This is a genomic window from Nonomuraea sp. NPDC050643 (genome assembly GCF_040654715.1).
In the GTDB taxonomy this organism is placed as follows: Bacteria; Actinomycetota; Actinomycetes; order Streptosporangiales; family Streptosporangiaceae; genus Nonomuraea.
This window is the reverse complement of record NZ_JBFAIM010000056.1, coordinates 11,180-37,155: the sequence shown is the minus strand read 5'-3', so window position 1 is coordinate 37,155 and position 25,976 is coordinate 11,180. Positions and strand designations below refer to the sequence as shown.

The window sequence follows — 25,976 nt, the reverse complement described above, 5'->3', positions numbered from 1 at the left end:
AGCTCCACCTACCCGCGTCGCTCTCCCGATCCGACCACTCTACGAGAAGTAGCGCTTCGGGTTGAACACCAGCATCTGCTCAATCTGGTCATCGGTCACACCCGAGTCCAGCAGTGCGGCCAAGACGTCGTCGTGAATGTGATCGTAGCGCCAGTTCGGCGCGAGCGCTGGGCGGGCCTCGTCCCAGGCTCCGCCGAAATAGTCCATGAAGCAGGCCGTGTCGTGGCTGAGGACCATCCGATCGGCGTATCCGCGCTGGCAGAGGGCCGCGACGGTGGCGACGCGCTGCGGGGTCGTGTTGTAGACGTCGAGACCGAAACGATCCATTCCGAGCGTCGCCCCGGTGTCGGCCAGGCGCATGAGGTAGTCGAGGTCGTTGCTGTCGCCCGCGTGCCCGACGACCACCTTCCGCAGATCGACGCCCTCCTTGGCGAACAGGTCGAGCGCGAGCGGCCCGCTCTGCGCAGAGGAGTTCGTGTGGACGGTGATCGGCGCCCCGGTGCGTACGTGCGCCTGGGCGACGGCCCGGCAGATGCGCTCGACGCCCGGTGTCAGCCCCTTCTCCTCGACCACGCACTTGAGGAAGGCCGCCTTGACCCCGGTGTCGGCGATGCCGACGGTGAGGTCGCGGACGAAGTCGTCGATCATCGGGTCGGGGCCGTCGAAGAGCAGGCCGGGGCCGCGGAACGCGTACGCGTGGGGCATTTCCTCGAAGACGTAGATGCCGGTCGCGACGATGATCTGCAGCCCGGGCACCTGCTCGGCGATGCGCTGGACGCGCGGGATGTAGCGACCCAGCCCCCACACCGTCGGGTCGACGATCGTGCGCACGCCCTTCGCGGCCACCGCGTTGAGCTTGGTGATCGCGTCCGCCACCCGGAACTCCTCGTCCCACCACGCTCCCCGGCCGTAGTTGTTCAGGTGTTCGGTGGAAACGACGAAGACGTGCTCGTGCATCAGGGTCTGCCCGAGCTCGTCCACGTCGACGGGGCCACGCAGGGTCTCGACGGTGGGCATACGGCGCCTCCATACCGGCCGGTCTGTCGCGCCAACGTAGGCTCCCACGGGATCTTCCGTCAACCGGCCAGCCGGCGGAACAACGGTCGCGGCCTGGGCAGCCGCTCGCCGGCCACCGCCGCCGCCACCCGCACCGCCGCCGTCGGCAGGAACGGCTCAAGCTGTACGGCAAGCTCCCGGCAGGCGTGCACCAGCGTGCCCAGCGACGCCTCGCGCCCGCGCGGGTCCTGCTGCCACGGCCGGGTCCGCTCGACGTACTTGTTGGCCTGCTCGACGATCTCCCACACGCCCTGGGCCGCCCGCCGGAAGTCGAACGCCTCCAGCGCCTCGTGCACCGTCCCCGACACCTCGGCGAGCGGCTCCCCCGCCGGGGGCACGTGGCCGTCCAGGAAGCGGTGGACCATGGTGGCGACCCGGTTGACCAGGTTCCCCAGGCCGTTGGCCAGGTCCTCGTCGGATCTGGCGATCAGCCTGGCCTCGGTGAAGTCGGCGTCGCCCACGCGCGGCACCTCGCGCAGCAGCCACCAGCGCACGGCGTCCACCCCGTACGCGTCCACGAGCGCCACCGGATCGGCGGCGTTGCCCGACGACTTGCTGATCTTGCGGCCGTCGGCCGTCAGGTAGTCGTGCACGAAGATCGCCGTCGGCAGCGGCTCCCCCGCCGACAGCAGCATCGCCGGCCAGTAGACGGCGTGGAACCGGATCACGCCCTTGCCCATCAGATGCACCTTGCCCGGCTCGCGCACCCACCAGCGGTCGTAGTCGCCGCCTTCGAGCGCGGTGACGTAGTTGGCCAGCGCGTCCCACCACACGTAGACGACCTGGCCGGGATCGTCCGGCACCGGAATGCCCCACCCCCTCGCCCGGGCGGCGGAGCGGGAGACGCTGAGGTCGTCCAGCCCGGCCTCGACGAACGCCAGCACCTCGTTGCGCCGCGCGGCGGGCTCGATCCTGAGCCGCCCGCTCCTGATGAGGTCGAGCAGGGCGTCCTGGTAGCGGGAGAGCCGGAAGAACCAGTTCCGCTCGGACACGAGCTGCAGCGGCGCCTCGTGCCCGTCGGGACAGGGCCCCTCGGGGTAGAACTGCTCGCAGCCCACGCAGTAGAGCCCCTCGTAGTGCCGCTGGTAGAGGTCGTGCGCGGTGGCCCGCCAGATCCGCTCGACCCCGGCGCGGTGCCCCGGGTGGGAGCTCGTCCTGATGAAGGAGTCGAAGGACAGGTCCAGCGTCCCCCGCAACCCCTCGAACGCGGCCGCGTTGCGGTCCACCAGCTCCCGCACCGGCACGCCCTCGGCCTCGGCGGCCAGCACGTTCTTCAGCGAGTTGTCGTCGGTGCCCGTCTGGAACCGCACGGGCTCACCCCGCCGCCGGTGGTGCCTGGCCAGCGCGTCCGCCTGGACGAGCTCCAGGGCATGGCCGAGATGCGGCCGGGCGTTGACGTAGGGGATGGTCGTCGTGATGTACATCGGATGCCTCCATGGGGCCCCGGACACGACGAGAGGCCCCGGCTAGCAGGGCCTCGGTTGGACGTCGCCGATGAAACCCCCTAGGGGGCCATCATCACCGGACATGTCGTCATGGCCTCATGGTAGGGCTTCGCCGCCACGATCACTCGTTCTTTTCCGGGCCGGGCACCACCAGCACGGGCCGGTGCGCGTGGTGCAGCACCCGGTCGGACGTGCTGCCGAGCAGCAGCGAGCGCACCCCGCCCATGCCCCTGGTGCCGGTCACGATCAACTTGACGTCCAGTTCGTCGGCCACGTCCACGATCGCCGACCAGACGGCCACGGCGTCGGCCTCACAGCGCGGGACGGCGTCGAGCCCGGCCTGGCGGCCCAGCTCCGCGCCCTGCTTGGCCAGCTCGCTCATCGCCTGCCCGATGGCCTCATCCTCCAGGCCGGACTGGTCGATGGTCACCATGAGCCCCGCGGAGGCCCGCGCCGAGGTCACCGCCAGCCGCTCCCACACCGTCAGCACCACGGCGGACGCGCCGGGGAACATCTCACCCGCCAGGGCGACGGCGGCCTTGGCGTCGTCGGAACCGTCGTACGCGATCAGAATCGTCATCTCGGCCACTCCTGAAGAGGTAGGGGCCCTTCCTCTTTCCCGAGCGGCGCGTTTCACGCGTCAGGCCAGGGCCGGCGCCACGCCGCGCCGGGCGGACGGCTTGAGCATCGACAGCCCGGCCAGCGCCAGCACACCCAGCTCGGTGATGACCACGGCCCGCTGGGTCAGGCCCGCGGGGATGTCGTCGTTGGTCAGCGGGATGCCGATCATGCGCACCACGTACGGGACCACGACCAGCACCAGCGCGCCCAGCGCGAGGCAGCTCAGGATGCGCATCGCCCTGGCGTACCGGATCTTGGCCTGGGCCAGCAGCAGGCCCGCCACCGGCATCACCAGGAAGGCGGCGAGGGCGGCATAGCGATGGATGCCGCCCGACAACGACAGCGGCACTCCCGGCCGGTCGGTGGGGAAGGCTCCGATCAGGAACATGCTCGTCCCCCACGCCAGCAGCAGCGTGACGATCCAGCGGTTCATCCCGGCCCGGCGCGCCGCCTCGGCGATCAGGGCGGAGCCCACGGCGAAGAGGGTCAGCGAGGTGGGCAGCAGCCAGCCGGCCGACTGCCAGACGTACTCACTGATCACGCTGTGCAACGGGTCGAGGTCCGATCCCGCGTGCAAAGTGAGCATGGCGCCGCTTCCGGTGCCGATGGCGGCGAATCCACTGACGAGCAAACCCTTCATGCCTTAAAGCTCGTGGAATGCGGGCTTTGCGAGTATCGGAGATGGACCCGAACCGGCCCTGAAGGATCCCCTAATACCTTAGTCTGACGGGCCCCTAGGGATCGTCGCTGACCTGCGCGGACGTGACCCTGGGTAGGGTCTGCCCCCTCAGGGTGGCTACGGCCGGCGGCACCCGATTTGACGCGGGGTGCACTCCAGGGGCGAACCTGGGCCTGAAGGGTGAGCACACAGTACAGGGGAGGCAGCGATGGACAGGCGCACTCTCGGCGCGGACGGCCTTCAGGTCTCCGCGCTCGGCCTCGGCTGCATGGGCATGTCCGAGTTCTACGGCCAGGGCGACGAGAAGGAGTCGATCGCCGTCATCCACCGGGCCATCGACCTGGGCATGAACTTCCTGGACACCGCCGACATGTACGGCGGCGGCGCCAACGAGGAGCTGGTCGGTCGGGCCGTCAGACCCCACCGCGACGAGGTGGTGCTGGCCACCAAGTTCGGCGTCAAGCGCGAGGGCGGCACCCGCACGGTCGAGAACCGGCCCGAATACATCCGGGCCGCGTGCGACGCCTCACTCCGGCGTCTCGGCGTCGACCACATCGATCTCTACTACATGCACCGCCGCAACCCCGACGTGCCGATCGAGGAGTCGGTGGGCGCCATGTCCGAGCTGGTACGGCAGGGCAAGGTGCGCTGGCTGGGCCTGTCGGAGGTGCGCGCGGACACGCTGCGCGCGGCGGCCGCCGTGCATCCGATCGCGGCGCTGCAGAGCGAGTATTCGCTGTTCACCAGGGGGCTGGAGGAGGAGATCCTGCCGGCCGCGCGGGAGCTGGGGGTGGGGCTGGTGGCGTACTCGCCGATCAGCCGGGGCCTGCTGTCGGCCACGCTGCCGAGCGCCGAGGAGCTGCCCGCCGACGACTTCCGCCGCCGCATGCCGCGGACGATGGGCGAGAACGCCGAGCACAACCGGGCGCTGGCGGCCGGGGTGAAGGAGATCGCCGACGCGGCCGGCGTGACCGCGGCGCAGATCTCCCTGGCCTGGCTGCTGGCCCAGGGCGACGACATCGTGCCGATCCCGGGCACCAAGCGGCTGCGGTATCTGGAGGAGAACGCCGCCGCGGCCGACGTCACGCTGGCCGCCGAGCAACTGGCCGCGCTGCTGGAAGCCGTGCCGGCGGACGCCGTGCGGGGCAGCCGCTACCCCAGCATGACCGAGATCGAGCACTGAGCGCTCAGGGGAAGGGGTGGTGCGGGTCGAAGTAGACGCGGATGGTGGTGCCGCCGGGCCGGGTGTGGACGCGTACGAGGTCGCTGAGCAGGTTGACGATGAGCAGGCCGCGTGAGCCCGCCTCGCGCGGATCGACCGGGGTGCGGCCCGCCAGCGGGTCGATGATGTGACCTTTGTCACTGACCTCGCACGCCAGCAGGCCGTCCACCCGCCAGACCTTGATCGTTCCGGCGCCGCCGCCATGATCGAGGCTGTTGGCGCCGAGCTCGGCCACGGCCAGCCGGATGTCGTCGACCCGCTCGTGGTCGAAGCCCATGGCGGTGGCCTCGCGGGCGGCCAGGTTGCGCGCCGCCGACAGGTTGGTGTTGTCGAACCGCAGCGACAGGCACTCCTGGGGCGGGTCGAGCGGCCGGTTGTGCCCGTCGATCACCAGCTCGGGCGCGTAGCCGGTGCTGGCCCGCTCTCCCGAGGCGTCCCGCAGCACGGGATGGGTGCGCTCCGCCTCGAGCAGGATCTCCGCGGACAGGTTTTCCACGTCGTACGGGCACAGGATCGTCACCCGCCGCCCCGCGAACGACAGGTTGATCAGCGCCTCGTGCTGGGCGCAGGCCGGATATTCGGTCGCGGTGCGGCCCGGCCAGATCGGCTCGCCGATGATCCGCACGTGACGCCGGGGATGCCGGTCGGCGAACTCACGCAACACGGCCGGGATGATCCGCCCCGGGTTGCGCCCGGCCCTGGTCATGTCGAGGCGCAGCACCGAATCGGCGTCCGTGCCCAGCTCACCCTCGATCAGGGCGAGATTTCGCGCGGGCACGGCCACCGCTACCGGCTCACCAGCGGCCAGACCCTCGCGGATGAAAGCCGTGGTGGCAGTGGTGTACTCCCGGCCGCTCCGGTAGAAGAGCGCCGGATGCACGAACGGTTCCGCCAACATCAGTCCTCACGCTACCCAAGGTTGAGGAGTTCAAGGCAATCCGTTGGGTACCTAATAACTTGTGAAGAGAGTCCAGGTCATCCAACGCCCCCGCCCCGGACAGCAACCCCTTCCTCTGGATCTGCGCACCCCTTCTGGCCGACGACTCCCGTTCTGACTCCCATGAACCTATGCTCAGGGCATGTCGGAATTGCAGATGCGGGTCTCCGACGAGGACCGTGAGCGCACCACGCAACAACTGCAGCGTGCATTCAGTGAAGGCCGTCTTAACCAGGTGGAGCTCGAAGACCGGCTCGAGATCGCCCTGACCGCGAAGACGTACGGCGATCTGCTGGGTCTCCTCACCGACCTGCCTGCGGACCAGCCGCCGCCCGCCGACGACGTGGTCGAATTCGACTCGACGTACGGCCACTTCAAGCGCTCCGGCGACTGGGCCGTGCCGCGCCGGCTGCGGGCGATCTCCAAATACGGCAGCGTCGACCTCGACCTGTCCGAGGCCGTCGTCTCTCACTCCGTCGTGGACATCGAGCTGGACCTCGGGTACGGCTCCGCCAAGATCATCCTGCCCGAGGGCGCGGTGGTGAACGTGGACGGCTTCCAGAGCGACTGGGGCCACGCCACGACCTCCAACGTGCCGGGCAGGCCCCGGCCCGGCGCGCTCCGCGTGGTCATCAGCGGCCGGGCCAAATACGGCGGTCTCACCGTGCGCTATCCGCGCAAACGCTGGTTCACCCACTGATGGAACAGGGAGATGTGGTGCTCGCTGGGCACGAGCACCCCGCCCTTGCGGTAGGCCCGTGACGACATCCCGGGCTGGGTGCGCTCGCAGGCGTCGAAGTCCTGCTCGTTGACCCGGTGGAACAGCTCGACCGACCGCGACAGGTCGGCGCCCGAGGCGACGACGTCGGGGTGGTAGAGCCAGTCGCACTCCACCACGGTCCGGTCGGCGGCCATCGGGAACATCCGGTGCAGGATCACGTGGTCGGGGACCAGGTTGACGAACACCTGGGGCTTGACCGTGATCGCGTAGTAGCGGCGGTCCTGGTCCTGCGAGACGTCGGGCAGCCTGCCGAAGCCCGCGCTGCCGTCCACGGTGAACCCCTCGGCCCGTTCGGCGAACTCGGCGCCGTGGCCGACGTAGTACTGCGCCGCGTAGCCGCCGGCGAACTCCGGCAGGACGGCGGTCAGCTCCGGGTGGATGGTGGCGCAGTGGTAGCACTCCATGAAGTTCTCGACGATGAGCTTCCAGTTGGCCCTGACGTCGTAGACGATGCGGCGACCGAGCGCCAGCTTGTCCACGTGGTAGCGCTCGATGGCGGCCGGGTCGCCGAGGCGTTCGGTGGCCGCGTACGTGACGGTCTCCTCGAACGAGGGCGGCTCGGCGGCCAGGCACACCCAGGCGTAGCCGAGCCATTCGCGCAGGTGCACGGGGACCAGGCCGTACTCGGCGCGGTCGATGTCGGGCATCTTGGCCAGGTTGGGCGCGGCGGCCAGCCGGCCGTCGAGGTCGTAGGACCAGGCGTGGTAGGCGCATCTGATCGTCCGCCGGACCTCGCCCGCCTCCTCCAGGCATAAGCGGGCGCCGCGGTGGCGGCAGACGTTGAGGAAGGCGCGCAGGACGCCGTCGCGGCCGCGTACCACGATCACACTCTCCGCGCCGACCTGCATCGTCCTGAACGCGCCCGGTTTCGGCAGATCCTCGGCCTTGACCGCGCAGAACCAGAGGTTTTCGAAGATCTTGGCCTGCTCTTCCGCGAACACCTCGGGGTCGGTGTAGGAGCGGCCGGGAAGCGTGGAGATCAAGCTCGACGTGGTGGTCAACCGACACCTCTTGTTGCGTATCACGCACCGAGTTGCTCTATATGCGACATCGTCAGACGGCCCTCAGGAGGCTGTCAAGAGCCGGTTGCTGTACCTGCGCAGCAGCGCCGTGTAGAAGCCGGTCACGAGCCCGTCGGGCAGCAGTCCGACCCAGCCGCTCTGCATGTTGGTGGCCTCCGTCGCGGCCAGCCGGGCGGGCCTGCGCACCACCTTCGAGCGGGCCCGCTCGTAGCCGCGCAGGTCGCCGAGCGACCTGGTCAGCAACCAGGCGTCCTCCAGCGCCTGGTTCGCGCCCTGCGCCATGGTCGGCGGCATGGTGTGCGCGGAGTCGCCGGCCAGCGTGGTCGGGCCCTTGCCCCACACCCCCGGGATGGCGTGCCGGTGGTGCGGGAAGAAGTCGATGTCGTCGAGGGAGCCCAGAATGCCGGGCACCGGCTCCGCCCAGTCGCCGAACCGCTCACGCAGCCGGTCCGCCACGTGCGGGTCGTCGCTCCAGAACGGCTTGCCCGGCGCCGACCTGACGTCGAACCACCACAGCAGCCGGTCCCCGCCCGCCGGGATCAGCCCGCACAGCCCGTTGCCACCGGCGATCATCACGGCCCTGCGCTCCTCGGTCAGCGCGGTGGGCCTGGTGGTGAAGCCCTGCCAGGTGACCCAGCCGCTCAGCGCCGCCGGGTCGTCGCCCCAGAGCGCCCTGCGCACCGCCGACCTGCGCCCGTCGGCGCCCACGAGCACGTCGCCCCGCACCGTACGCCCGCCGGCCAGCCGCACCTCCGCCCGTTCCGGCACCACGTGCTCGGCCGCCGCCCCGTAGGTCACCGGCACCCCGTCGGCGAGCAGTTCGACCAGCTCGCTCCTGGCCACGTGCACGGTCGGGTGGCCGTAGCGGCGCTCGGGCACGGTCAGGTCGATGGTCAGGAGCCGGCGCCCGTCGCGGGCCCACGACTCCATGGTCTCCAGCCGCCGCCCGATCCCCGAGTAGTCGGCCTTGAGCTCCTCGAGGATGGCCGTGCTGCCGGGCCAGAGCGTGACCGACCCGCCGGCCGTGCGCAGCTCGGGGGCCTCCTCGTAGACCTCGACCTCGTGCCCGGCGTGGAGCAGGCCGCGCGCCAGGGCGAGCCCCGCGACGCCGGCTCCGATCACGATTACTCTCATAGCGACCCTCTTTAATGAGACCCTGAATATCAGATACTAGGAGTATCGCAATGCCTCCGCGTGGCCGCAAACCCGACCCCACGGTTGACCACCGCATCAGGCAGGCCGCGACCGGACTGATGCTCTCGCAGGGCCTCGACTTCACCATGGACGACGTCGCCGCCGCGGCGGGCGTGGGCAGAGCGAGCGTGTTCCGGCGTTACGCCACGAAACGCGACATGCTCCTCGAAACCATGACCGGCCTCATGGACACGCACGTCGCCATCCCCGACACCGGCTCCCTGGAGGGCGACCTGCGCGTGGTGGTCTCCGACACCCTCGCCCTGTGGCGGCATCCGGGGGTGGCCCCCCTGGCCAAACAGGTGCACGGCGAGGCCGGCCGGGACCCCGCCGTCGCCGAGATCATCCGCACCGGCATGCGCACCCGGATGGAGCGGTCATGGGTCGTGTACGAGCGCGCGATCGAACGCGGCGAATTGCCCCCAAATGTGGACTTGTGGCTGCTCACGGACATGTTCGCCGGATTCGTGGCCTACCGGGGGCTCCTGGATCTTCCGCTGCCCGAACCGGAGGAGATCGTGCAGGTCCTCCTGCACGGCTTTACGCCCGCTTGATACCCGTGGTGTTAGTGGGGTGCAAGCGATGGTCAAGTCCGGGCCCATAATGTTCCCTTCGTTCGCTAAACCTACGAAGGGCACAAAATGACTCCCCCTCGTCGTCGTCTCGCCGTTGCGGCCGCGACGCTGACTCTTGCCGTTCTCACCACCGCCTGTGGTGCCATCGGGCAGGCGGTGGACTGCAACGCCGCCGCCAATGACGCGAGCAAGATCATCACCGAGTGGACCAGCGCGCTCACCGCGAACGCCACCGACGAGAAGGCCATCGGCGACGCCTCGAAGACCGCGGCGGACAAGACCAAGGCACTCGCGGGCAAGTACGACGGCGAAGTCGCCGCCGCGCTGAACGACCTCGCTGACAGCTTCACCAGCCTGGAGGGTGGCGACCTCAGCAAGGCCACCGAGTTCACGGGCAAGATCACGGGCTTCCAGACCAAGATCACCTCCGCCTGCTCCTGACAGGCCCGCGGTCGCCGCACCACCTGCGGGGGGCAGGCTGGGGCGGCGGCCGCGTCAGGTTGGGGAGGATTCGTTCTAGTCTTGCTGCTCGTGACGGGTGAGACTGCTGTGGCGCGAACGGGGGCGAGCGCCGCTCCCTCCCCCTGGAGGTTTTCCGGCCACCGCGTGCGGGTGGGCGCCGTCGCGCTCGCCGCCGCGGTGGCCTACGCCGTACTGGGCCTGGTCAAGCTGGCCGGCTTCCGGGCCACCACCTTCGACCTGGTGATCGTCGACCAGGCCGTGCGCAACTACGCCAACCTCCGGCCCCCGTACATCCCGGTGCTCGGCATGTCCCACGGGCGGGGCATGGAATACGTGCAGCTCGCCGATCATTTCTCGCCCGTCTACGCGCTGCTGGCGCCGTTCTACTGGATTCACGACGGGCCCGAGACGCTGATCGTCGCGCAGGCGCTGCTGTTCGCCGCCGCGATCCCGTTCCTGTGGCGCTTCACCCGGCGCGTGCTGGGCGTCGCGCCCGCCTACCTCGTCTCCGTCGCGTACGCGCTGTCGTGGCCGATCGCGCAGGCGGCCGCGTTCGACGCGCACGAGGTCATGTTCGTCCCGCTGCTCACCGCGATCATGATCGAGCGCTACCACGCGGGGCACGTGCCACCCGCGTTCCTGGCGATGCTCGCGCTCCTCCTGGTCAAGGAGGACATGGGGCTGATGGTGATCGGGGCCGGGCTGTGCCTGATCGTCATGGGCGACCGCCTGCGCGGCCTGATCGCCATGGCGGTCGGGGCCGGGGCCGTGCTGATCGTCCGCGGCCTGCTGATCACCTCGTTCGGGGGCGACTCCAAGGACTTCTGGGCCTACAACCACCTCGGCCCCGACCTGCCGGGCGCGATCCTGGCGCTGCTGCGCGACCCGATCGCCGCCGTGCTGCTGCCGTTCAGCGAGGAGGCCAAGGTCGACACGCTGTTCCTGCTGGCGTGGCCGACGCTGCTCCTGTGCCTGCTCTCGCCGCTGTCGCTGGTGGCGCTGCCGCACGTGCTGGAGCGCATGCTGTCCGACCGCGCCCAGTGGTGGCAGGCCGACTTCCAGTACAGCGCGTTCACCGTGGTGATCCTCTTCTGCGCGGGCGTGGACGGGCTGGCCCGGCTGCTGCGCCACGTCAAGCGCTCCGACGACGCCTCGCTCAAGCTGGCCTGGGCCGCGGGGGCCTGCGTCGTGGCGCTCACGCTGGTGCCCAGGTTCGCGTTCGACCAGCTCTACCATCCGTCCTTCTACCAGGAGCCGAAGGCGGCCGCCGCGGCCGAGGCCGTCGCACGGGTCCCCGCCGGGGTCGTCGTCGAGGCCGTCAACTCAGTGGGGCCCGCGCTCACCTCGAAGGCCACCGTGCTGCTGTGGAGCGGCGACCCGAAGGGCTCGCCGTGGGTGGTGGCCGACGTCTCGCGCTGGGAGTTCCCGTTCGGCTCCCTCGACGACCAGCGCGCCGAGGTCAACGAGCTGCAGGGGCAGGGCTACACGAAGGAGTTCGAGCGCGACGGCTATGTGGTGCTGCGCCGCGGCTGACGCGCGATGGCCGCCTCCCATGAGCCGAGGAAGTCCGCGTAACCGGCGGCGAACTCACGCAGCTCCTCCTCCCCTTCCGGCGACAGGGCGGTCAGCTCGTACGTGACCCCCACCTCGCTGCCGCCGTGCCCGTCGCCGCTCACCTCGACGGTGACCGTCCCGGCCCGCGAGCCGGGCGTGACCCTGGCGTAGGAGACCCAGTGGCCCGCCTCGCGGCCGACCACCACCCACGTGGTCGTGCCGGTCTCGAACACGGTGCCGGGGGCGGAGTCGTCGCCGGTGTCCAGGGGGAAGCGGGGGCTCCATCCGTCGACCCACCGCTCCTCTCCACGCGGCGTGAACAGCTCGAACGCCTCGGCTGGCGGCAGCGCGACCGACAGCCGCCCGGCCAATGTGTACTGGGCTCCGCTCATCTCTCCTCCAGCCGGTGGGCGTCGGCCGAGATCAGCGTGAGCCCGTGGACGAACACTAGCGCCTGGCCTCCTCGTACGCCCGCTCGAACCCCTCCAGCACGACGGGCCACGAGCCCGCGGCCGGAGGCGTGCTCCTGTTGTGGGTGGCGATCGTCTCGCGCAGGTCTGTGTCCTCGCACAGTCGCGCCACCGCCCGCGCCAAATCGTCCAGCGTGCGCCCGAGCAGCCCCTCCGTGCCGTTGACGACGAAGTCGGCGACGCCGCTCTGCGCCCTGGCCACGACGGGCAGCCCCGCCGCCCGCGCCTCGAGCGCGGCGATGCCGAACGACTCGCGGGGCGCGGGCGCCACGAACACGTCGGCCGACTCCAGCACCTTCGCGATCTCCTCGCGGGTGTGGCGGCCCGGCAGCGAGACCCAGCCGGACATGCCGTGCCGGGCCAGGAAGCGCTCCATCTGCCCCCGAGCCGGACCGTCCCCGACGATCGTGGCCCGCATGGGGATCCGGGCGGGCACGCGCGCCCGTGCCGCCTGCAGCAGTTTCAGCAGGCGTACGGGCTGCTTGCGCGGCGCCAGCCGGCCCACCGCCACGATGTGCACCTCCTCGTGCCGGGCGGGCGCGCCGGGCGGAGGCGCCCAGCCGGACAGGTCGAGGCCGTTGGAGACCACGCGCACCGGCACCTCGGGCCCGGCCACGGCGCGGATGGGGACCGCGGCGGCGTTGCTGACCGTGGTGGCCACCAGCCGCCACCGCTGCCAGCCGAACGCCAGCCGCAGCAGCCGGTAGATCCCGCGGGTGACCGGATCCCACATGCTGTGCACGGTGACCACGCACGGCACCCCGGCCCTGAACGCCGCGCGCACGCCCATCCAGGCGAACGGCGAGACCGCCCCCGTGTGCACGTGCACCACGTCGGGGCGGACCGAGGTGATCCGGCGCGTGAGATGCCCCACTCCGAACGGGTGCACGGGAAGGTCGAACGGCATCCTCGCGACGATCCGGTGCACGCCGGGCAGCGCCTCGCCCCTGGTCGCCGTGGCCACCGACACCTCGTGTCCGGCCTGACGCTGCATGCGCACGAGATCGGCCACCTGGACCTCGATCCCCCCGAGTCGCGGCAGGTAACAGTCGCTCACGTGAAAGATCCGCACCCCTCCCAGACTAATCTGGGCGTGTGCCTCCACGTACCGCTGTGTTCTTCCATGCCCACCCCGACGACGAGGCCCTGCTGACGGCCGGCACCATGGCGCTGCTCGCCGCCGAAGGACACCGCGTGGTGCTCGTGGTGGCCACCGCCGGCGAGCGCGGCCTGGCCGAGATGGAGCCGGGCGACGAACTGGGCGAGACCCGGCTCAAGGAGCTCTACGAGTCGGCCGCCCTGCTCGGCTGCGCCCGCGTGGAGTGTCTCGGCTACGGCGACTCCGGGCTGAGCCCCAAGGGCGGGAGCGCCGAGGAGCGGCCCGACAACGCCTTCATCGACGCCGACACCGAAGAGGCCGCCAAGGCGCTGGCCGCGATCCTCCAGGAGGAGAAGGCCGACCTGCTGGCGATCTACGACCCGGCGGGCGGCTACGGGCATCCCGACCACGTGCAGGTGCACCGGGTGGGCAAGCGCGCGGCGAAGATCGCGGGCACGGAGATCGTCCTGGAGGCGACGGTCAACCGCGATCCACTGGTCAGGCTGCTGCGGCTGGCGGGCCGGTTCTACAAGTTCCCGCCGGAGTTCGACGTACGGACGTTCGAGAGCGCGTACTCGGCGAGTGAGACGATCACCCACCGCGTCAATGTCCGGAAATATACGAAACAGAAGCGGGCCTCCATGGCCGCGCACGCCTCCCAGGCCAGCGGCGGCGACAGCGACCGCACGCTCGCCGTCATGCTCAAGGTCCCGCGCGCGATCTACCGCTTCGTCTTCGGCACCGAGTGGTATGTTCGCCGCGACCTTCCCCCGGGCGCCCGCCTCACTCATCCCTTCGACCGGTGGCCCACGTAGTACTCAGGGTTGACGTGGCCGCGCCGGCCACCCGGCAGACTGGACCCCGATGAAGAACAAGTGGCTCCAGATCACCCTCTCCGCGCTGTCGCTCGGCCTGGCCGTGCTGCTCATGGTCTACCTGCCGCAGATCGTGCGCACGCTGACCGGCAAGGACGTCTCGTGGGCGGAGATCGGCGCCGTGTTCGCCTCGCTCGACGCGGGCGAGATCGCGCTGATGACCTCGGTGTGGCTGCTGAGCCTGCTGGCCTACACGTTCGTGCTGACCAACTCCCTGCCCGGCCTCAACAACCTGCAGGGCCTGACGCTCAACGCCGCGGGCAGCGCGGTGAGCAACCTGCTGCCGTTCGGCGGGGCCGTGGGGGTGGCGCTGTCGTTCGCGATGACCAGGGGCTGGGGCTTCGCCAACCGGGCGATCGTGGTGATGACGCTGGTCAGCGGCATCTGGAACACCTTGTTCAGGTTCATCCTGCCGGCCATCGGCATCATCGGGCTGCTGCTGGCGGGCAAGGCGCCCAACACGACCGTCGCCAACGCGGGGTGGACGGGCGCGATCTCCATCCTGGTGCTGTGCGCGATCGTGGCCGCCGCGCTCTACTGGCAGCGCGCCGCCGACCTGCTCGGCCGGGCGCTCGACAGGCTCGCCCGCCTGCTGCGGCTGAAGGTCCACGCCTCCGAGTCGTTCCATCGGCTGCGGGCCGACACCGCGGGGGTCGTCAGGACGCGATGGCCGGGGCTGTCGCTCGGCATGATCTTCTTCCTCGGTTTCCAGTGGGCGATCATGGCCGTCTGCATGCAGGCCACCGGCGCGTGGCCCGGCCTGGCCGAGTCGATCGCCGTCTTCGCCCTGTCGCGCGTGCTCACCAGCGCCGTCATCACGCCCAGCGGGGCCGGGATCATGGAGAGCGGCGTGGTGTTCCTGCTGACCTCCGCGTTCGGCGTGCCGCCCGCTCCGGCGACCGCGACCGCACTGCTTTTCGGCTTCTGGACTTACACTATCGAGATCCCGTTCGGCGGCCTGGCACTGGGCGCATGGGCACTCCTGCGCAGGCGCAACGGCCGGAACGCCGGCGCGGAACCCCCGTCCGCGATCTCGAAGGCCACCTAGTGACAATCCCAACTCCATCAAAGACCTTGTGCGTGATTCGTAGGCCCGCATAGCGTGGCGGCTGACATGGTGGCGTTCCGAGTTCTGGGGCCAGTCGAGGCGTACGAAAACGACGAACTCGACCTCGGCGGGTTGCGGCAGCGGGCCGTCCTCGCCCGGCTTCTCGTGGCCAGAGGCCAGGTCGTGCCCGTTGACACGCTTCTCTACGATCTGTGGGACGACGATGCGGCGAAGGGTGCCCAGTCCGGCCTGCAGGTCTACATCTCGCGCCTGCGCAGGGTGCTCGAGCCCGGCCGCCCGCGCGGCGGGCCCAACCGGCTGCTGGTGACGGTCGCGTCCGGCTACGCGCTGCGCGTGGCCTCCGAGCAGGTCGACGCGCTCAGGTTCGAGCAACTCGTCCGCGCGGCCGGCGAGCACCTCGAGGAGGGCGACCCGCAGTCCGCCCGCGGCCGGCTGGAGAAGGCGCTCGGGCTGTGGCGCGGCACCCCCTACTCCGACTTCGCCGACCAGGCGTGGGCGGAGGCCGAGGTCAACCGGCTGACCGAGCTGCGCCTGGTGGCGCGCGAGCGGCACTCCGACACCGGCCTGCGCCTCGGGCTGCACGCCGAGACCGTGCCCGACCTCGAGGCGCTCACCACCGAGCATCCGCTGCGCGAGGAGGGCTGGCGGCTGCTGGCGCTCGGCCTCTACCGCTGCGGCCGGCAGGGCGACGCGCTGGCCGCGCTGCGCCGGGCCAGGAACATCCTGGCCGACGAGCTGGGCATCGACCCGGGGCCCGCGCTGCGCAAGCTCGAGTCCGACATCCTGGCCCAGTCGCCCGAGCTGGAGCTGGCCACCCCCGCCCGCCCCGCGCGGCCGGCCGCGCCCGTCACCGACACCTGGCCGCCCCGTCCCGCCGCGCCCGTCGAGCCGCCGCCGCTGGAGCCCGAGCCGTTCGTCGGCCGCGACGCCGAGCTGGCCAGGCTCACCACGGCGGCCTCGCGCACCGGCAGGTTCCAGGTCGCGATCGTGACCGGGGTGGCCGGCGCGGGCAAGACCACGCTGCTGCGCCAGCTCGAGGGCAGGCTCGGCGCCGACGGCTGGATCACCGCCTCCGGCGCCTGCCCCGACTCCAGCGCCACCCCGCCCGGCTGGGCGTGGGTGGAGATCCTGCGCACGCTCATCGGCGTGACCGGCGCGGGCGAATACGCCCAGCTCCTGGCGCCGCTGATCGACGACGCGGCTCCCGACCCCGACGAGGACGAGGCCTCCGGCGGTTTCCGGCTGCACCGCGCGGCCGGCGGCTACCTCGCCGGCGTCGCGCGACGCTCGCCGGTGCTGCTGACACTCGAAGACCTGCACTGGGCCGACGACCAGACCCTCGCCCTGCTGCGCGCACTGCCGAGCCTGCTGGCCACCAGCCGGGTGCTGCTCGTGGTGACGTGCAGGGAGAGCGAGCTCGACGACCGCCAGTCCGACGTGCTGGCGGCGCTGGCCAGGCTGAGCCCGGTCCGCGTGGGCCTGTCGGGGCTCGATCCGAAGGCCGTGGCCGAGCTGGTCAAGGCGACCTGCGTACGCGAGATCGACGACGACGCGGTCGAGTCGATCGTCGAGCGCACCGGCGGCAACCCGTTCTTCGTCCGCGAGACCGTGCGCCTGCTCGACTCCGAGGGCGCCGCCGACCGGGCCAGCGCCACCGAGGTGCTCTCGCAGGTGCCCTCGGGCGTGCGCGACGTGCTGCGGCGGCGCATCTCCCGCCTGCCCGCGGGCGCGCAGCAGATCCTGCTGCAGGCCGCGGTGATCGGGCGCGACGTCGATCTCGACGTGCTGGTCGCCGTGGCGGTCGACGAGGAGTCGGTGATCGAGGCCGTCGAGGCGGCGCTGCTGGCCGGACTGGTGACCGAGCCGGGGCCCGGGATGCTCCGCTTCGACCACGACCTGGTGCGCGACACGATCTACTCCGACGCCTCCAGACTCCGCCGCACCAGGCTGCACGCGGCCGTGGCGGCGGTCATCGAGCAGCGCACGCCGTCCGACGTGGCGGCGCTGGCCCATCACTACTACCTGGCCGACGCGGCGGAGAAGGCGGTCCACTACGCGGGGCTGGCGGCCGAGCAGGCCGAGCGGCGCTTCGCCCACCGCGAGGCGGCCTCGCTGTGGGAGCAGGCCATCGCCGCGTTCGACCGCTCGCAGAGCGGCGAGCAGCGGCCCGAGCGGGCCAAGGAGCGGCTGCGGCTCATGCTGCGCCAGATCAGGGCGCTGGCGCTGTGCGGCGACATGACGGCGGCCCGGACGCTGCGGCGCCAGGCCATGGACGCCGCGCTGCCGCTGGGCGACCTCGAGATCACCGCGAAGGTGGCGGCGTCGCTGGCCGTGCCGCACAAGGGCATGGCGCGCGACTTCACCCGCACGGCGTGGGAGATCGTCGACGTCACCGAGCGGGCGCTCATCGAGCTCCCGGCGGGCGAGCAGCAACTACGAGCGAGCCTGCTGACCACGCTGGCCCTGGAGCTGGAGGGCTCCTCCTCGCCCGAGCGCGGCCGGCAGGCGTCGCTGGAGGCGCTGGAGCTGGCCCGGCAGAGCGGCGATCCGACCCTGCTCGCGGCGGCGCTGAGCGGGCGGCTGCGGCAGTCCTACGACATCCCCGCCGTCGACTCGCGCGAGAGCATCGGCAGGGAGCTGCTGGAGGTGGCCCAGCTCTCCGGGCAGATGGCCACGCAGGCGCTGGCCCACCTGGTGCTGCTGGAGTGCGCGGCGGCGCGGGGCGAGTTCGCCGTCGCCGACGAGCACGCCGCCGCCGCCGACCAACTGGCCAAGCAGTACGACCTGTCGGCCCCCGCCGCGGTCGTGGTCTGGTACTCCGGCCAGCGGCTGATGATCTCCGGCGACTACGAGGGCGCCGAGCGGGCCTACCGCGACGCGGCCAGGATGACCGCGCGGGCCGGCATGCTGGAGGGCCGCCAGGACCTGCCGTTGATCACCGCGTTCTGCCTGCACCTGGTGGCCGGCCGGGCGGCCGACATGGTGGGCCCGCTGGCCGAGAAGCACATGCGCGGCGCGAAGTGGACACTCGACGCCTACGCGCTGGCCCTGGCCTCGGCCGGGCACCTGCAGGACGCCAAGGCCGTGGCCGCCACCCGTCCCCCGGTGCGCCCCGACTTCCTGTACGAACTGGCGATGACCTGGCGGGCCCTGGCCGGCATGCTGCTCGACGACCGGGAGCGCATGGTCGACTGCTACGACAAGCTCAAACCGTTCGCCGACCGGGTGGCGGGCGCGGGCACCGGCGTGGTGGCGCTGTGGCCGGTGGCGCTGACGCTCGGCGACCTGGCCATCCGGCTGGGGCAGCCCGACGCCGCCCGCGAGCACTACAAGAAGGCGCTGGAGGTGGCCGAGCGGGTGGGCGTGCCGCGCTGGGTCGAGGCGGCGCAGCAGTCGGTCAGCAGCTCACCTGGAAACGGTCGCTCTTGACCGTCTTGGCGCCCTCGATCGACAGCTCGACGCGATACCAGCCCGGGTTGCCGGAGATCTGGGGGCGCCACTCGACGGCCTGCTCGGATCCGGCGAAGCCGTCGAAGTCGGCCAGGTAGGTGCGCCAGGTCTTGGTGCCGGGGCTCCAGCGGGCGAGCGTCCAGGCGTAGGCCACGGTGTCGTCGGGGTCGGGGTTGGCCACCACGGTGCGAGCCACGTACGACCTGAGGCAGCCGGCGTCGCCGTCGGCCAGGAGCGTCACGGTGACCTCGCCGGCCCTGGCCGGGGCGGCCGGCGCCTGGGCCGGGGCGGTGATGGGCAGCTCGCGGGCCGACAGGGTGATGGGGCTGTCCGCCTGGGCCGCCGAGCTGGCGTTACTGTAGGCGGAGAAGCCGACGTACGCGCTGGTGAACGCGAGGGCCGCCACAAAGAGTTTGGCCGCGTTCGCGGTGCCACTGGCCAGGACGGCTGTGCTTCTCGTCGACATCGTCAACACCCCTTCTTGCTCACCCATAGAGTGAGACCGGGTGGTTGAGTCCTGGTTGTCGGCGGGTTGCACCTTGCGCGGCAAGGCTTGCAAGCCGGTGTGGCGATCACTTGCAGCTTGAACTAAGGTAAGGCTGACCTTAGGTGGCAGGAGGGGTGGGGGGCAGCACATGCGGCATGCGATGATCATCGTACCCGCTCCCACGGAGCCGTTCTGGCTGGGGCTGCCCTACTGGCTGGTGGGCGCCATCCTGATCCTCGCCCTGTTCGGCGCGTTCCAGGTCTACTACTGGGTCGGCCGCAAGCTCGGCGAGCGGCTCTACGACTCGCGCATCGGCGTCAAGGTGGGCCGCGAACGGATCGCCAAGATCGAGCATGTCGTCGAGAAGTGGGGCGCGCTGGCCGTCTACGGGTGCTTCTGGGTGCCCATGCTGCGGCACACGCTGCCGTGGGTGGCGGGCGCGCTGCGCGTCTCCTACCCCTGGTACGTCGTCGCCAGCGCCCTCGGCTGCCTGACCTGGGCGCCGATGTGGTGGTTCGGCCTGACGGCGATCGTGTGGGGCTGGCTCGAACTGGCCTCCGCGTCGCCCGTCACGGCGACGGTCGTGGCCGTGCTCGCCGTCGCGCTCGTGGCCTGGATCGTGGTCCGGCGCAGGCGGCGGCGCGGCGCCGAGAAGCAACTGATCTCCTAGCCCTCCCGCACGCACTGGTCGTCGATGGGGGCCTCGGGAGCGTTCCTGCGGACGGTCTCGATGCCGTTCACACAGGCCACCTTGCTCGCGAAACCCTCGCCGACCGCCAGCGTCTGACCGTTGTTCGCGACGAGCGCGAAACGGTAGCCGCCTCGGCCGTCCTCGCTGATGACGAACCTGCCTGTCATGGCTGCCGCCCCCCGCCATATCGGATCTATCAATGATTTACCCCTATCTGATGATGACTCATGGCCGAGTTACGCAAACGAACCCGCGTTCTCCTGTCACCATGTTCAGCATGCGTATTGGGGGTTTCATTAGCTCTGCCGTAGTCGCGGTGGTTGTGGGGTTCTCGTCCCCGGCCATGGCCGCGGACGCCCCTGCCGTGGGCGCCAAGGAGGCGTACGTCGTCGACTCGGCAGGAACGGTCCACTTCGGCAAGCGAGAGACGAAGCGGGTGCCGGTCGCCAGCCTGGTCAAGATCATGACGGCGTACGTGGTGCTCCGCGAGGCCCGGCTGACCGACACGGTCACCATCACCGCGGCGGACGTGAAGTACGCCGCCGCCGGCGGCGCCGCCACGGCCGGGCTGAAGAAGGGCGAGCGCTTCACGACCAGGGACCTGCTGTACGCCCTCATGCTGCCCTCGGGCGCGGACGCGGCCCACGCCCTGGCCCGGCACTACGGCCCCGGGAAGACGGCCTTCATCGCCAAGATGAACCGCTACGCCCGCGCCATGAGCCTGACCGACACCCGCTACACCAATGCGGACGGCATGCCCACCCCGGCCAACGGTGGCTACTCGACCGCCGCGGACCAGGCGGTGCTGGCACAGCGGGCGCTGGCGAACGACGTGTTCACGGCCGTGGTGGGGAGCAAGGTGCACAAGGTGGGCAAGACGGCGGTGCACCGGGCGCACACGTGGCGCAACACCAACAAGCTGCTCGGGCGGGCGGACGGGGTGCTCGGTGTGAAGACCGGGTACACGAACGCGGCGGGGCACTGCCTGCTGTTCGCGGGCGACCGTAACGGGGTGCGGGTGGTGGGGGTGCTGCTGGGCGACCAGAACGAGCGGCGCTTCACCACGGCCGAGCGACTGCTGGACTATGCCGGCGAGCAGGCCGCCTTCGGGTCCGCGGCCGTGCGGCGGCGGGCCACCCTCAACTGATCGCCGCCGCCTGGCCCGGGGTCAGCCGAAGGTGATGCGGCCGTGGCCCGGCAGGGCGGCCATGCCCTGGGTGGCGCAGCCGAGGATGGCCGCCGGAGGCGTGATGCCGCCGCGTACGTGCTTGCCCAAGAGCCGGCCCGCCGAGACGTCGCCGGTGAGCAGGGTGTCGGCCGGTTGCTGGGCGACGAGACGATCGGCCCTGATGCGCAACGTCGAGGTGCCCAGCGGACGGCCGGTCACGCCGAACCAGGTGATCACGGCCCGGCCGCGCACCTGGCGGGCGCTGGCGCAGGACGCCTGCGCGTCGGCCCGCACGCTGGCCCACCCGGAGCGCAGGAACGTGGCCGAGCCGTCGGGCGACGTGCAGCCGGTGAGTTCGAGGTGGCCGCGGGCGGTGACGCGGCGTGGGGTCAGGCCGACCCGGGGCGAGAAGACCAGCGGTCGGCCTGACGGGGTGGAGACGGCGCAGGCCAGTGCGGTGGCCTGGGGCGCGGCCGGGCTCGGCTGCGCGAAGGGCCGGCCGGGCACCTGGAACGAGGCCGGGCTCGGCCGAGGCGGGGTACGGATGGGGCTGGTGGCCTGGGCCGGTGCGGCTGCCAAGGAGCCGGCACCGGCGACGACTGCGACGATCCAGGCCACGTTCATTGAGCCTCCGGCCTATGTTGCGATGAGTTGTCGATCACTCACATTGTGCAACATCAGGCCGCCCGGCATGCCGGGTCGAGGCGGTCGGCGGTCCATCTGAGCGAGTGCGCGAGCCGCAGGCGGACCCTCGCCGCGGGGCGGTGGGCCTGGCGCGGCGCGCCGGGCAGCGCTTCGCCCAGCGACTCCCGATAGCCCATCGCCGTCTGGTGGGCGAGTACTTGCATGGCGTCCATGACTCCTCCTTAATCAATTAAGACCTTAATTGATTAAGAATGCCTCGGCAAGGTCTCCGATACGGTTGGACGGTGGCCAAGGTGACGCTCCAGACCATCGCCGACCGGCTCGGCGTGTCCCGGGCCACCGTCTCCTACGCCTTCTCCCGGCCCGATCAGCTCAGCGACGGCCTGCGGCGGCGGATCCTCGAGGTGGCCGACGAACTCGGCTACGCGGGCCCCAACCCCACCGCGCGCTCGCTGCGGCTCGGGCGGGCGGGGGCGCTCGGGCTGATCTTCACCGAGACGCTGGCGTACGCGTTCGCGGACCCGTACGCGATCGGGTTCTTCCAGGGACTGGCCACCGCCGCCGAGGACGCCGGGGTGGGCCTGCTCATCCTGCCGCACGGCGCCCGGCGCAGGGAGACGGTCAAGGACGCCGTGGTGGACGCGTTCTGCGTGATGTCACTGCCCGATGGGCATCCGACGCTGACGGAGGTGTTCGCCAGGCGGCTGCCCGTCGTCGTGGTGGACGAGCCGTACGTGCCGGGTCATCCGTTCCTCGGGATCGACGAGCCCGCCGCGGGGGCCGCGGCGGCGCGGCACGTGATCGAGCTCGGGCACCGGCGGCTGGGGGTGGCCATGGTCGGGCTGAACTACGACGGGCACACCGGCTGGGCCGACCAGGCGCGGCAGGAGGGCTCGGCGTTCGAGGCCATGCGCAGGCGGCGCTCCGGCTACCAACAGGCCTGCGAGCAGGCCGGGATCGACTGGCCGGGGGTGCCGTTCTACGAGCTGGCGCGCAACTCGCGCGAGGCGGGCCACCGGGCCGGGCGCGCGCTGCTGGAGCGGGAGCCGCGGCCGACCGCGATCCTGACCAACACCGACGTGCTGGCGCTCGGCGTGCTCGACGCCGCCGCGGAGCTGGGGCTGCGGGTGCCGGCGGACCTGTCGGTGGTGGGGTTCTCCGACAGCGCCGCCGAGAAGGCGGGGCTCACCACGATCCGGCAGGCCAGTCAGGAGGTCGGTGAGGAGGCCGGGCGGCTGCTGTTGCTGGGGGACGCCGCGAAGCCGGAGCGCCTGGTGTTCCCGCACGAGCTGATCATCCGCTCCTCCACCGCCCCGCCGCCCTCTTGACCGTGCGTCCTTTGATGCCAAGTATGTGCGAGTTCCGGCCGGAATCCCGTTCCCCCGGTCGGTTCCAAACGTAGGGTGAGAATCACACCTCTCCCCTAAGGACAACCTCATGGCGGAATTCATCGAGGTCCGCACGACGATCGAGGGTCACGAGAGGGCTGCCGAGCTCGCCCACGGAATCCTCCGCGCCGGTCTCGCGACCTCCATCGACATCGCCGAAGTTCCGCATCCGGCCATCGCCGGAAACGGCGTCGCCTGGCAGCTCACCCTGATCACGACGCCGCCGAAGGTGGGCACTCTGGAGCGGCACATCAGGGAGGTCGGCGCGGACGCGCCGATCACCAGCGAGCCGATCATCCATGACGTCGACAGCTATCCCGACTGGCTGGCCGACGACCCGCAGTGATCGCCCGTACCGGATCGAGACCGTTCCCGGCCCGTCGGAGGGGCGCTGCTAGCGCCTGCGGTGGAAGGATTGGGCGCCCGCCCGCTGGACCGCGGCCTTGGTGAGACCGAAGATCGCGCCTTGGATCGCGGCGGCGACGAGCACCTCCGTCCAGCCGCGTTCGAGGTCGTCGGCATCCGGGGCGTCGTCCTGGCCGGAGGCCAGCTTCCACACCTGCTTGAACATCGCGGCCGCCAGCGCACCGCTGACCAGGCTCATTCCCAGCGCTGTGGCCTTCTCTACGGGCTGCATCACATCTCCTTACGACGACGTGGTCTTTGCCCGTGCCCCATGGCACGCTCCTAAACGCCCGCAGCGTTGACGCCCAAGTCATGATGAAATGCCGCCGATGGACTCGGCATCTCCCGCGCCGCCATCCGATCTCCCAGCCCGCCTGCTTCCTAACCTGCGAGAACACGAACATGGAACGGGGAGGAAAGCATGGGGCTGACGATCGTGAACCGCAGCGGCTGGGGCGCTCGCCCGCCGCGGAATCCGGGCGAGGTCGAGTATGTCGCGTGGCCGGCGCGCACAGAGTTCATCGTGCACTACACCGACGGGCCGACAACGCAGACGCCGCGGGCCGTACAGGACTACCACATGGACGAGCGGGGGTGGAACGACATCGGCTACAACTTCCTCGTGCGGGACGACGGCACCGCGTACGAGGGCCGTGGCTGGCTCATACGCGGAGCCCACGCCAGCGACCACAACATCACCGGCATCGGCTGCGCCTACATCGGCAGGAACAACCCGACCGAAAGGGCGAAGCAGTCGATCCGCGCCCTGTACGACGAGGCGTGCGCCCAAGCCGGCCACCTGCTCGCCATGCGCGGCCACAGCCACGTCGGCGACACCGACTGCCCCGGCGCCACGTTGCTGGCCTGGGTGGAGTCCGGCATGCCGGTCGACGACAGGAGGACCATGCCGGACAGCGAGCGGCTCGTGTGACGCGGCGGGGGACGACGGGTCATGCCACGACGGGTCATCCGGTTCCCCGCATCAATCCATGGCAGGCGATGGCCGCCGCGGCCACGACGTTCAAGGAGTCCACGCCCGCGGCCATCGCAGTCGCGCTCATCCGGATGCACACCGCCTCGTCGGCCTCCCGCAGCCAGTGGGACGACAGCCCGTCGCCCTCGGCACCGAGCAGCAGCGCGACCCGCTCGCCCAGCTTCACCACGTCCATGGGGGTGGCGGACTGGTCGGGGGTCAGGGCCAGGGTCTGGTAGCCCGCCTCGCGGAGCCGGCCGAGGCCGGCGAACCAGTCGTCCATGCGCGCGTACGGGATGGAGAACACCGCGCCCATGGAGACCTTGACGGCGCGGCGGTAGAGCGGGTCGGCGCAGCGGGGTGAGAGCAGGATGCCGTCCACGCCGAGCGCGGCCGCCGATCTGAAGATCGCGCCGATGTTGGCGTGGTCGACGAGGTCCTCCAGCACCAGCATTCGCCGGCCGCCGCCCTTGAGCAGGGTGTCCACGGTGGGCAGTGGCAGGCGTTCCATGGAGGCGAGGGCGCCGCGGTGGACCTGGAAGCCGGCGACGCCGGTCATGGTCTCCTCGCTCGCGACGTAGACGGTCGCGTCGCCGAGGACGTCCTTGAGCGAGGCCAGCCACCGGCCGGTGGTCAGGACCGACCGGATCGGGTAGCCCGCGCCGATGGCCCGCCTGATCACCTTCTCCCCCTCGGCCAGGAAGAGGCCGCGCTCGGCTTCGAGGCTCTTGCGCAGCTCCACGTCCCGCAGCCGGGTGTAGTCGGTCAGGCGCGGGTCGTCGGCGCCGGTTACGTACTCAAGCACCTTCCGATACTGCCATGCGCCGCCTCACCTGCCAGACCACCGCGTAGGAGACGAGGACCAGGCACAGGCCGATGACCGTGCCCGCGCCCGTCTTGGTGATCACGCTGGGCAGGCCGAGCGCCGGGCTGGGCTCGTCCACGAGGGGCCAGAGGAGGGCGCCCGCCACGACGCCGGCCGCCCCGGCCGCCAGAACGCTCCAGCGCAGGCGCGGCGAGCTCCGCAACCGCTCCGGTACGGGCGCCGCCGCCATCCCGGACAAACCACGCCACCCCCACCACACGACCACGACCAGCCCGATCGCGGACGAGACGTATTGGAGGAGACGGAACAGCCTGATCACCCCGAAGACGGGCACGGCCAGCCAGGCGCCCCACTCCACCGGCCCCGTCGAGTGGGTGAAGGAGTCCCACAGGATGTGGGTGGCGGCGCCGATCACGGCCCCGGTCGCCATGGGGAGGAGCCGGAGCCGTTCGGGGGTCAGGAGCGCGGCGCGGCCCGCGAGGGCCGGCGGCAGCAGCGCGATCAGCGGGTCACGCAGGACGAGGTGGAACAGGGGCAGCAGGACCAGGACCGCCAGCGGGTCGATCGTGACCACGCCGAGCCAGGAGTGCCAGTCGGCGTAGTCGGGCAGGAACGGCAGGAAGATCGGCAGGTCCGGCACCATCGCCCCCAGCGCCAGCGCCCATGGGTCGGCGAACCGGCGCAGCCGCGGTGAGGAGATGAGCGGTATCACCGCGGCGACGTGGCCGGGCGTGAACGGCATGACCCTTGCCCCCTTGAGGATCAGATGATCGACGCTCATTATGCGGCCGAAGCTTGACCATCCTTTGCCGACGCGATTCGGGGTCACGCCCGGTAGTGGGTACCGTACGTATCGCTGTCGACGGCCGGATAGCCGGGAGT

General features: G+C 71.1%; 29 protein-coding genes. 13 read left to right on the top strand and 16 right to left on the bottom strand.

The features are described 5' to 3' along the window. Nucleotides 1–39 precede the first annotated feature (39 nt). From AB0I15_RS48245 to AB0I15_RS48230, 4 genes are all read right to left on the bottom strand, one after another. The gene (locus AB0I15_RS48245; protein WP_358112692.1) at nucleotides 40–1,017 is read right to left on the bottom strand and encodes a phosphotriesterase-related protein; all 978 of its coding nucleotides are present in this window, start codon (nucleotides 1,015–1,017) and stop codon (nucleotides 40–42) included. 59 nt (nucleotides 1,018–1,076) lie between these two features. Further along, nucleotides 1,077–2,480, bottom strand: coding sequence for a methionine--tRNA ligase (gene metG, locus AB0I15_RS48240; protein WP_358112689.1), 1,404 nt, complete (start codon nucleotides 2,478–2,480; stop codon nucleotides 1,077–1,079). 142 nt (nucleotides 2,481–2,622) lie between these two features. Next, the gene (locus tag AB0I15_RS48235; protein WP_358112686.1) at nucleotides 2,623–3,081 is read right to left on the bottom strand and encodes a universal stress protein; all 459 of its coding nucleotides are present in this window, start codon (nucleotides 3,079–3,081) and stop codon (nucleotides 2,623–2,625) included. 60 nt (nucleotides 3,082–3,141) lie between these two features. Next, a complete protein-coding gene (locus AB0I15_RS48230; protein WP_358112683.1) occupies nucleotides 3,142–3,762 on the bottom strand; it encodes a DUF998 domain-containing protein in 621 nt (206 codons plus the stop codon). A 247-nt stretch (nucleotides 3,763–4,009) separates the two neighbouring features. Between AB0I15_RS48230 and AB0I15_RS48225 the strand changes: the two genes are divergently transcribed. Beyond that, nucleotides 4,010–4,984: an aldo/keto reductase gene (locus AB0I15_RS48225; protein ID WP_358112680.1), complete on the top strand. Its 975-nt coding sequence runs from the start codon at nucleotides 4,010–4,012 to the stop codon at nucleotides 4,982–4,984. Nucleotides 4,985–4,988: 4 nt separating this feature from the next. Here AB0I15_RS48225 and AB0I15_RS48220 read toward each other — a convergent pair whose 3' ends face one another. Next, nucleotides 4,989–5,921, bottom strand: coding sequence for a sensor histidine kinase (locus AB0I15_RS48220; RefSeq protein WP_358112677.1), 933 nt, complete (start codon nucleotides 5,919–5,921; stop codon nucleotides 4,989–4,991). Between the two features lie 181 nt (nucleotides 5,922–6,102). Between AB0I15_RS48220 and AB0I15_RS48215 the strand changes: the two genes are divergently transcribed. Next, complete coding sequence (locus tag AB0I15_RS48215; protein WP_358112674.1) at nucleotides 6,103–6,660, top strand: DUF1707 domain-containing protein; 558 nt, start codon at nucleotides 6,103–6,105, stop codon at nucleotides 6,658–6,660. Here AB0I15_RS48215 and AB0I15_RS48210 read toward each other — a convergent pair. Beyond that, entirely contained in the window at nucleotides 6,630–7,724 is a 1,095-nt protein-coding gene (locus AB0I15_RS48210; RefSeq protein ID WP_358112671.1) for an aromatic ring-hydroxylating dioxygenase subunit alpha, read from the bottom strand. The two genes, AB0I15_RS48215 and AB0I15_RS48210, sit on opposite strands and share 31 nt — an antisense overlap. Nucleotides 7,725–7,805: 81 nt before the next feature. Beyond that, entirely contained in the window at nucleotides 7,806–8,897 is a 1,092-nt protein-coding gene (locus AB0I15_RS48205; protein ID WP_358112668.1) for an NAD(P)/FAD-dependent oxidoreductase, read from the bottom strand. 50 nt (nucleotides 8,898–8,947) lie between these two features. Here AB0I15_RS48205 and AB0I15_RS48200 point away from each other — a divergent pair, with 50 nt between their 5' ends. The 3 genes from AB0I15_RS48200 to AB0I15_RS48190 all read left to right on the top strand — a co-directional run bounded on the left by AB0I15_RS48200 (nucleotide 8,948) and on the right by AB0I15_RS48190 (nucleotide 11,527). Continuing rightward, the gene (locus tag AB0I15_RS48200; RefSeq protein ID WP_358112666.1) at nucleotides 8,948–9,511 is read left to right on the top strand and encodes a TetR-like C-terminal domain-containing protein; all 564 of its coding nucleotides are present in this window, start codon (nucleotides 8,948–8,950) and stop codon (nucleotides 9,509–9,511) included. A gap of 87 nt (nucleotides 9,512–9,598) precedes the next feature. Further along, the gene (locus AB0I15_RS48195; RefSeq protein WP_358112663.1) at nucleotides 9,599–9,973 is read left to right on the top strand and encodes a hypothetical protein; all 375 of its coding nucleotides are present in this window, start codon (nucleotides 9,599–9,601) and stop codon (nucleotides 9,971–9,973) included. A gap of 165 nt (nucleotides 9,974–10,138) precedes the next feature. Further along, complete coding sequence (locus AB0I15_RS48190) at nucleotides 10,139–11,527, top strand: DUF2079 domain-containing protein (protein WP_358112660.1); 1,389 nt, start codon at nucleotides 10,139–10,141, stop codon at nucleotides 11,525–11,527. On the opposite strand, the gene AB0I15_RS48185 is transcribed toward AB0I15_RS48190, so the two are convergent. Continuing rightward, nucleotides 11,503–11,940 (bottom strand): hypothetical protein, encoded by a 438-nt coding sequence (locus tag AB0I15_RS48185; protein WP_358112657.1) that lies wholly within the window; start codon nucleotides 11,938–11,940, stop codon nucleotides 11,503–11,505. The two genes, AB0I15_RS48190 and AB0I15_RS48185, sit on opposite strands and share 25 nt — an antisense overlap. 55 nt (nucleotides 11,941–11,995) lie before the next feature. Next, nucleotides 11,996–13,090 (bottom strand): glycosyltransferase family 4 protein, encoded by a 1,095-nt coding sequence (locus AB0I15_RS48180; protein WP_358112654.1) that lies wholly within the window; start codon nucleotides 13,088–13,090, stop codon nucleotides 11,996–11,998. 23 nt (nucleotides 13,091–13,113) lie between these two features. On the opposite strand from AB0I15_RS48180, the gene AB0I15_RS48175 reads away from it, so the two are divergent. From AB0I15_RS48175 to AB0I15_RS48165, 3 genes are all read left to right on the top strand, one after another. Beyond that, nucleotides 13,114–13,932, top strand: coding sequence for a PIG-L family deacetylase (locus tag AB0I15_RS48175; protein WP_358112651.1), 819 nt, complete (start codon nucleotides 13,114–13,116; stop codon nucleotides 13,930–13,932). Between the two features lie 49 nt (nucleotides 13,933–13,981). After that, nucleotides 13,982–15,040, top strand: coding sequence for a lysylphosphatidylglycerol synthase domain-containing protein (locus tag AB0I15_RS48170; RefSeq protein WP_358112648.1), 1,059 nt, complete (start codon nucleotides 13,982–13,984; stop codon nucleotides 15,038–15,040). Nucleotides 15,041–15,106: 66 nt separating this feature from the next. Further along, entirely contained in the window at nucleotides 15,107–18,490 is a 3,384-nt protein-coding gene (locus tag AB0I15_RS48165) for a BTAD domain-containing putative transcriptional regulator (RefSeq protein ID WP_358112645.1), read from the top strand. On the opposite strand, the gene AB0I15_RS48160 is transcribed toward AB0I15_RS48165, so the two are convergent. Continuing rightward, nucleotides 18,459–18,977, bottom strand: coding sequence for a hypothetical protein (locus tag AB0I15_RS48160; protein WP_358112642.1), 519 nt, complete (start codon nucleotides 18,975–18,977; stop codon nucleotides 18,459–18,461). The two genes, AB0I15_RS48165 and AB0I15_RS48160, sit on opposite strands and share 32 nt — an antisense overlap. A gap of 181 nt (nucleotides 18,978–19,158) precedes the next feature. On the opposite strand from AB0I15_RS48160, the gene AB0I15_RS48155 reads away from it, so the two are divergent. Next, nucleotides 19,159–19,668, top strand: a complete 510-nt coding sequence (locus tag AB0I15_RS48155) for a VTT domain-containing protein (protein ID WP_358112639.1) — start codon at nucleotides 19,159–19,161, stop codon at nucleotides 19,666–19,668. Here AB0I15_RS48155 and AB0I15_RS48150 read toward each other — a convergent pair. Continuing rightward, nucleotides 19,665–19,856 (bottom strand): DUF1508 domain-containing protein, encoded by a 192-nt coding sequence (locus tag AB0I15_RS48150; RefSeq protein ID WP_358112636.1) that lies wholly within the window; start codon nucleotides 19,854–19,856, stop codon nucleotides 19,665–19,667. The genes AB0I15_RS48155 and AB0I15_RS48150 overlap by 4 nt on opposite strands. A 149-nt stretch (nucleotides 19,857–20,005) precedes the next feature. On the opposite strand from AB0I15_RS48150, the gene AB0I15_RS48145 reads away from it, so the two are divergent. Beyond that, nucleotides 20,006–20,836 (top strand): serine hydrolase, encoded by an 831-nt coding sequence (locus AB0I15_RS48145; RefSeq protein ID WP_358112633.1) that lies wholly within the window; start codon nucleotides 20,006–20,008, stop codon nucleotides 20,834–20,836. Nucleotides 20,837–20,857: 21 nt separating this feature from the next. On the opposite strand, the gene AB0I15_RS48140 is transcribed toward AB0I15_RS48145, so the two are convergent. Together AB0I15_RS48140 and AB0I15_RS48135 are read right to left on the bottom strand one after the other, a co-directional pair. Then, nucleotides 20,858–21,481 carry a hypothetical protein gene (locus AB0I15_RS48140; RefSeq protein ID WP_358112630.1) on the bottom strand — a complete coding sequence of 208 codons (624 nt, stop codon included), beginning with the start codon at nucleotides 21,479–21,481 and terminating at the stop codon, nucleotides 20,858–20,860. A gap of 53 nt (nucleotides 21,482–21,534) precedes the next feature. After that, nucleotides 21,535–21,714, bottom strand: a complete 180-nt coding sequence (locus AB0I15_RS48135) for a hypothetical protein (RefSeq protein WP_358112626.1) — start codon at nucleotides 21,712–21,714, stop codon at nucleotides 21,535–21,537. 72 nt (nucleotides 21,715–21,786) lie between these two features. Here AB0I15_RS48135 and AB0I15_RS48130 point away from each other — a divergent pair, with 72 nt between their 5' ends. Next, nucleotides 21,787–22,830 carry a LacI family DNA-binding transcriptional regulator gene (locus tag AB0I15_RS48130; RefSeq protein WP_358112622.1) on the top strand — a complete coding sequence of 348 codons (1,044 nt, stop codon included), beginning with the start codon at nucleotides 21,787–21,789 and terminating at the stop codon, nucleotides 22,828–22,830. 109 nt (nucleotides 22,831–22,939) lie between these two features. After that, nucleotides 22,940–23,236, top strand: coding sequence for a hypothetical protein (locus AB0I15_RS48125; RefSeq protein WP_358112619.1), 297 nt, complete (start codon nucleotides 22,940–22,942; stop codon nucleotides 23,234–23,236). A 48-nt stretch (nucleotides 23,237–23,284) separates the two neighbouring features. Here AB0I15_RS48125 and AB0I15_RS48120 read toward each other — a convergent pair whose 3' ends face one another. Then, complete coding sequence (locus AB0I15_RS48120; RefSeq protein ID WP_358112616.1) at nucleotides 23,285–23,527, bottom strand: DUF4235 domain-containing protein; 243 nt, start codon at nucleotides 23,525–23,527, stop codon at nucleotides 23,285–23,287. A 189-nt stretch (nucleotides 23,528–23,716) separates the two neighbouring features. Here AB0I15_RS48120 and AB0I15_RS48115 point away from each other — a divergent pair, with 189 nt between their 5' ends. After that, complete coding sequence (locus tag AB0I15_RS48115) at nucleotides 23,717–24,226, top strand: N-acetylmuramoyl-L-alanine amidase (protein ID WP_358112613.1); 510 nt, start codon at nucleotides 23,717–23,719, stop codon at nucleotides 24,224–24,226. A 34-nt stretch (nucleotides 24,227–24,260) separates the two neighbouring features. Here AB0I15_RS48115 and AB0I15_RS48110 read toward each other — a convergent pair whose 3' ends face one another. Both AB0I15_RS48110 and AB0I15_RS48105 read right to left on the bottom strand, forming a co-directional pair. Then, on the bottom strand, nucleotides 24,261–25,073 hold the full coding sequence (locus AB0I15_RS48110; RefSeq protein WP_358112610.1) for an RNA methyltransferase: 813 nt from the start codon (nucleotides 25,071–25,073) through the stop codon (nucleotides 24,261–24,263). Further along, complete coding sequence (locus AB0I15_RS48105) at nucleotides 25,066–25,836, bottom strand: DUF4184 family protein (RefSeq protein ID WP_358112608.1); 771 nt, start codon at nucleotides 25,834–25,836, stop codon at nucleotides 25,066–25,068. The genes AB0I15_RS48110 and AB0I15_RS48105 overlap by 8 nt, the downstream gene beginning before the upstream one ends. Between the last annotated feature and the right edge of the window lie 140 nt (nucleotides 25,837–25,976).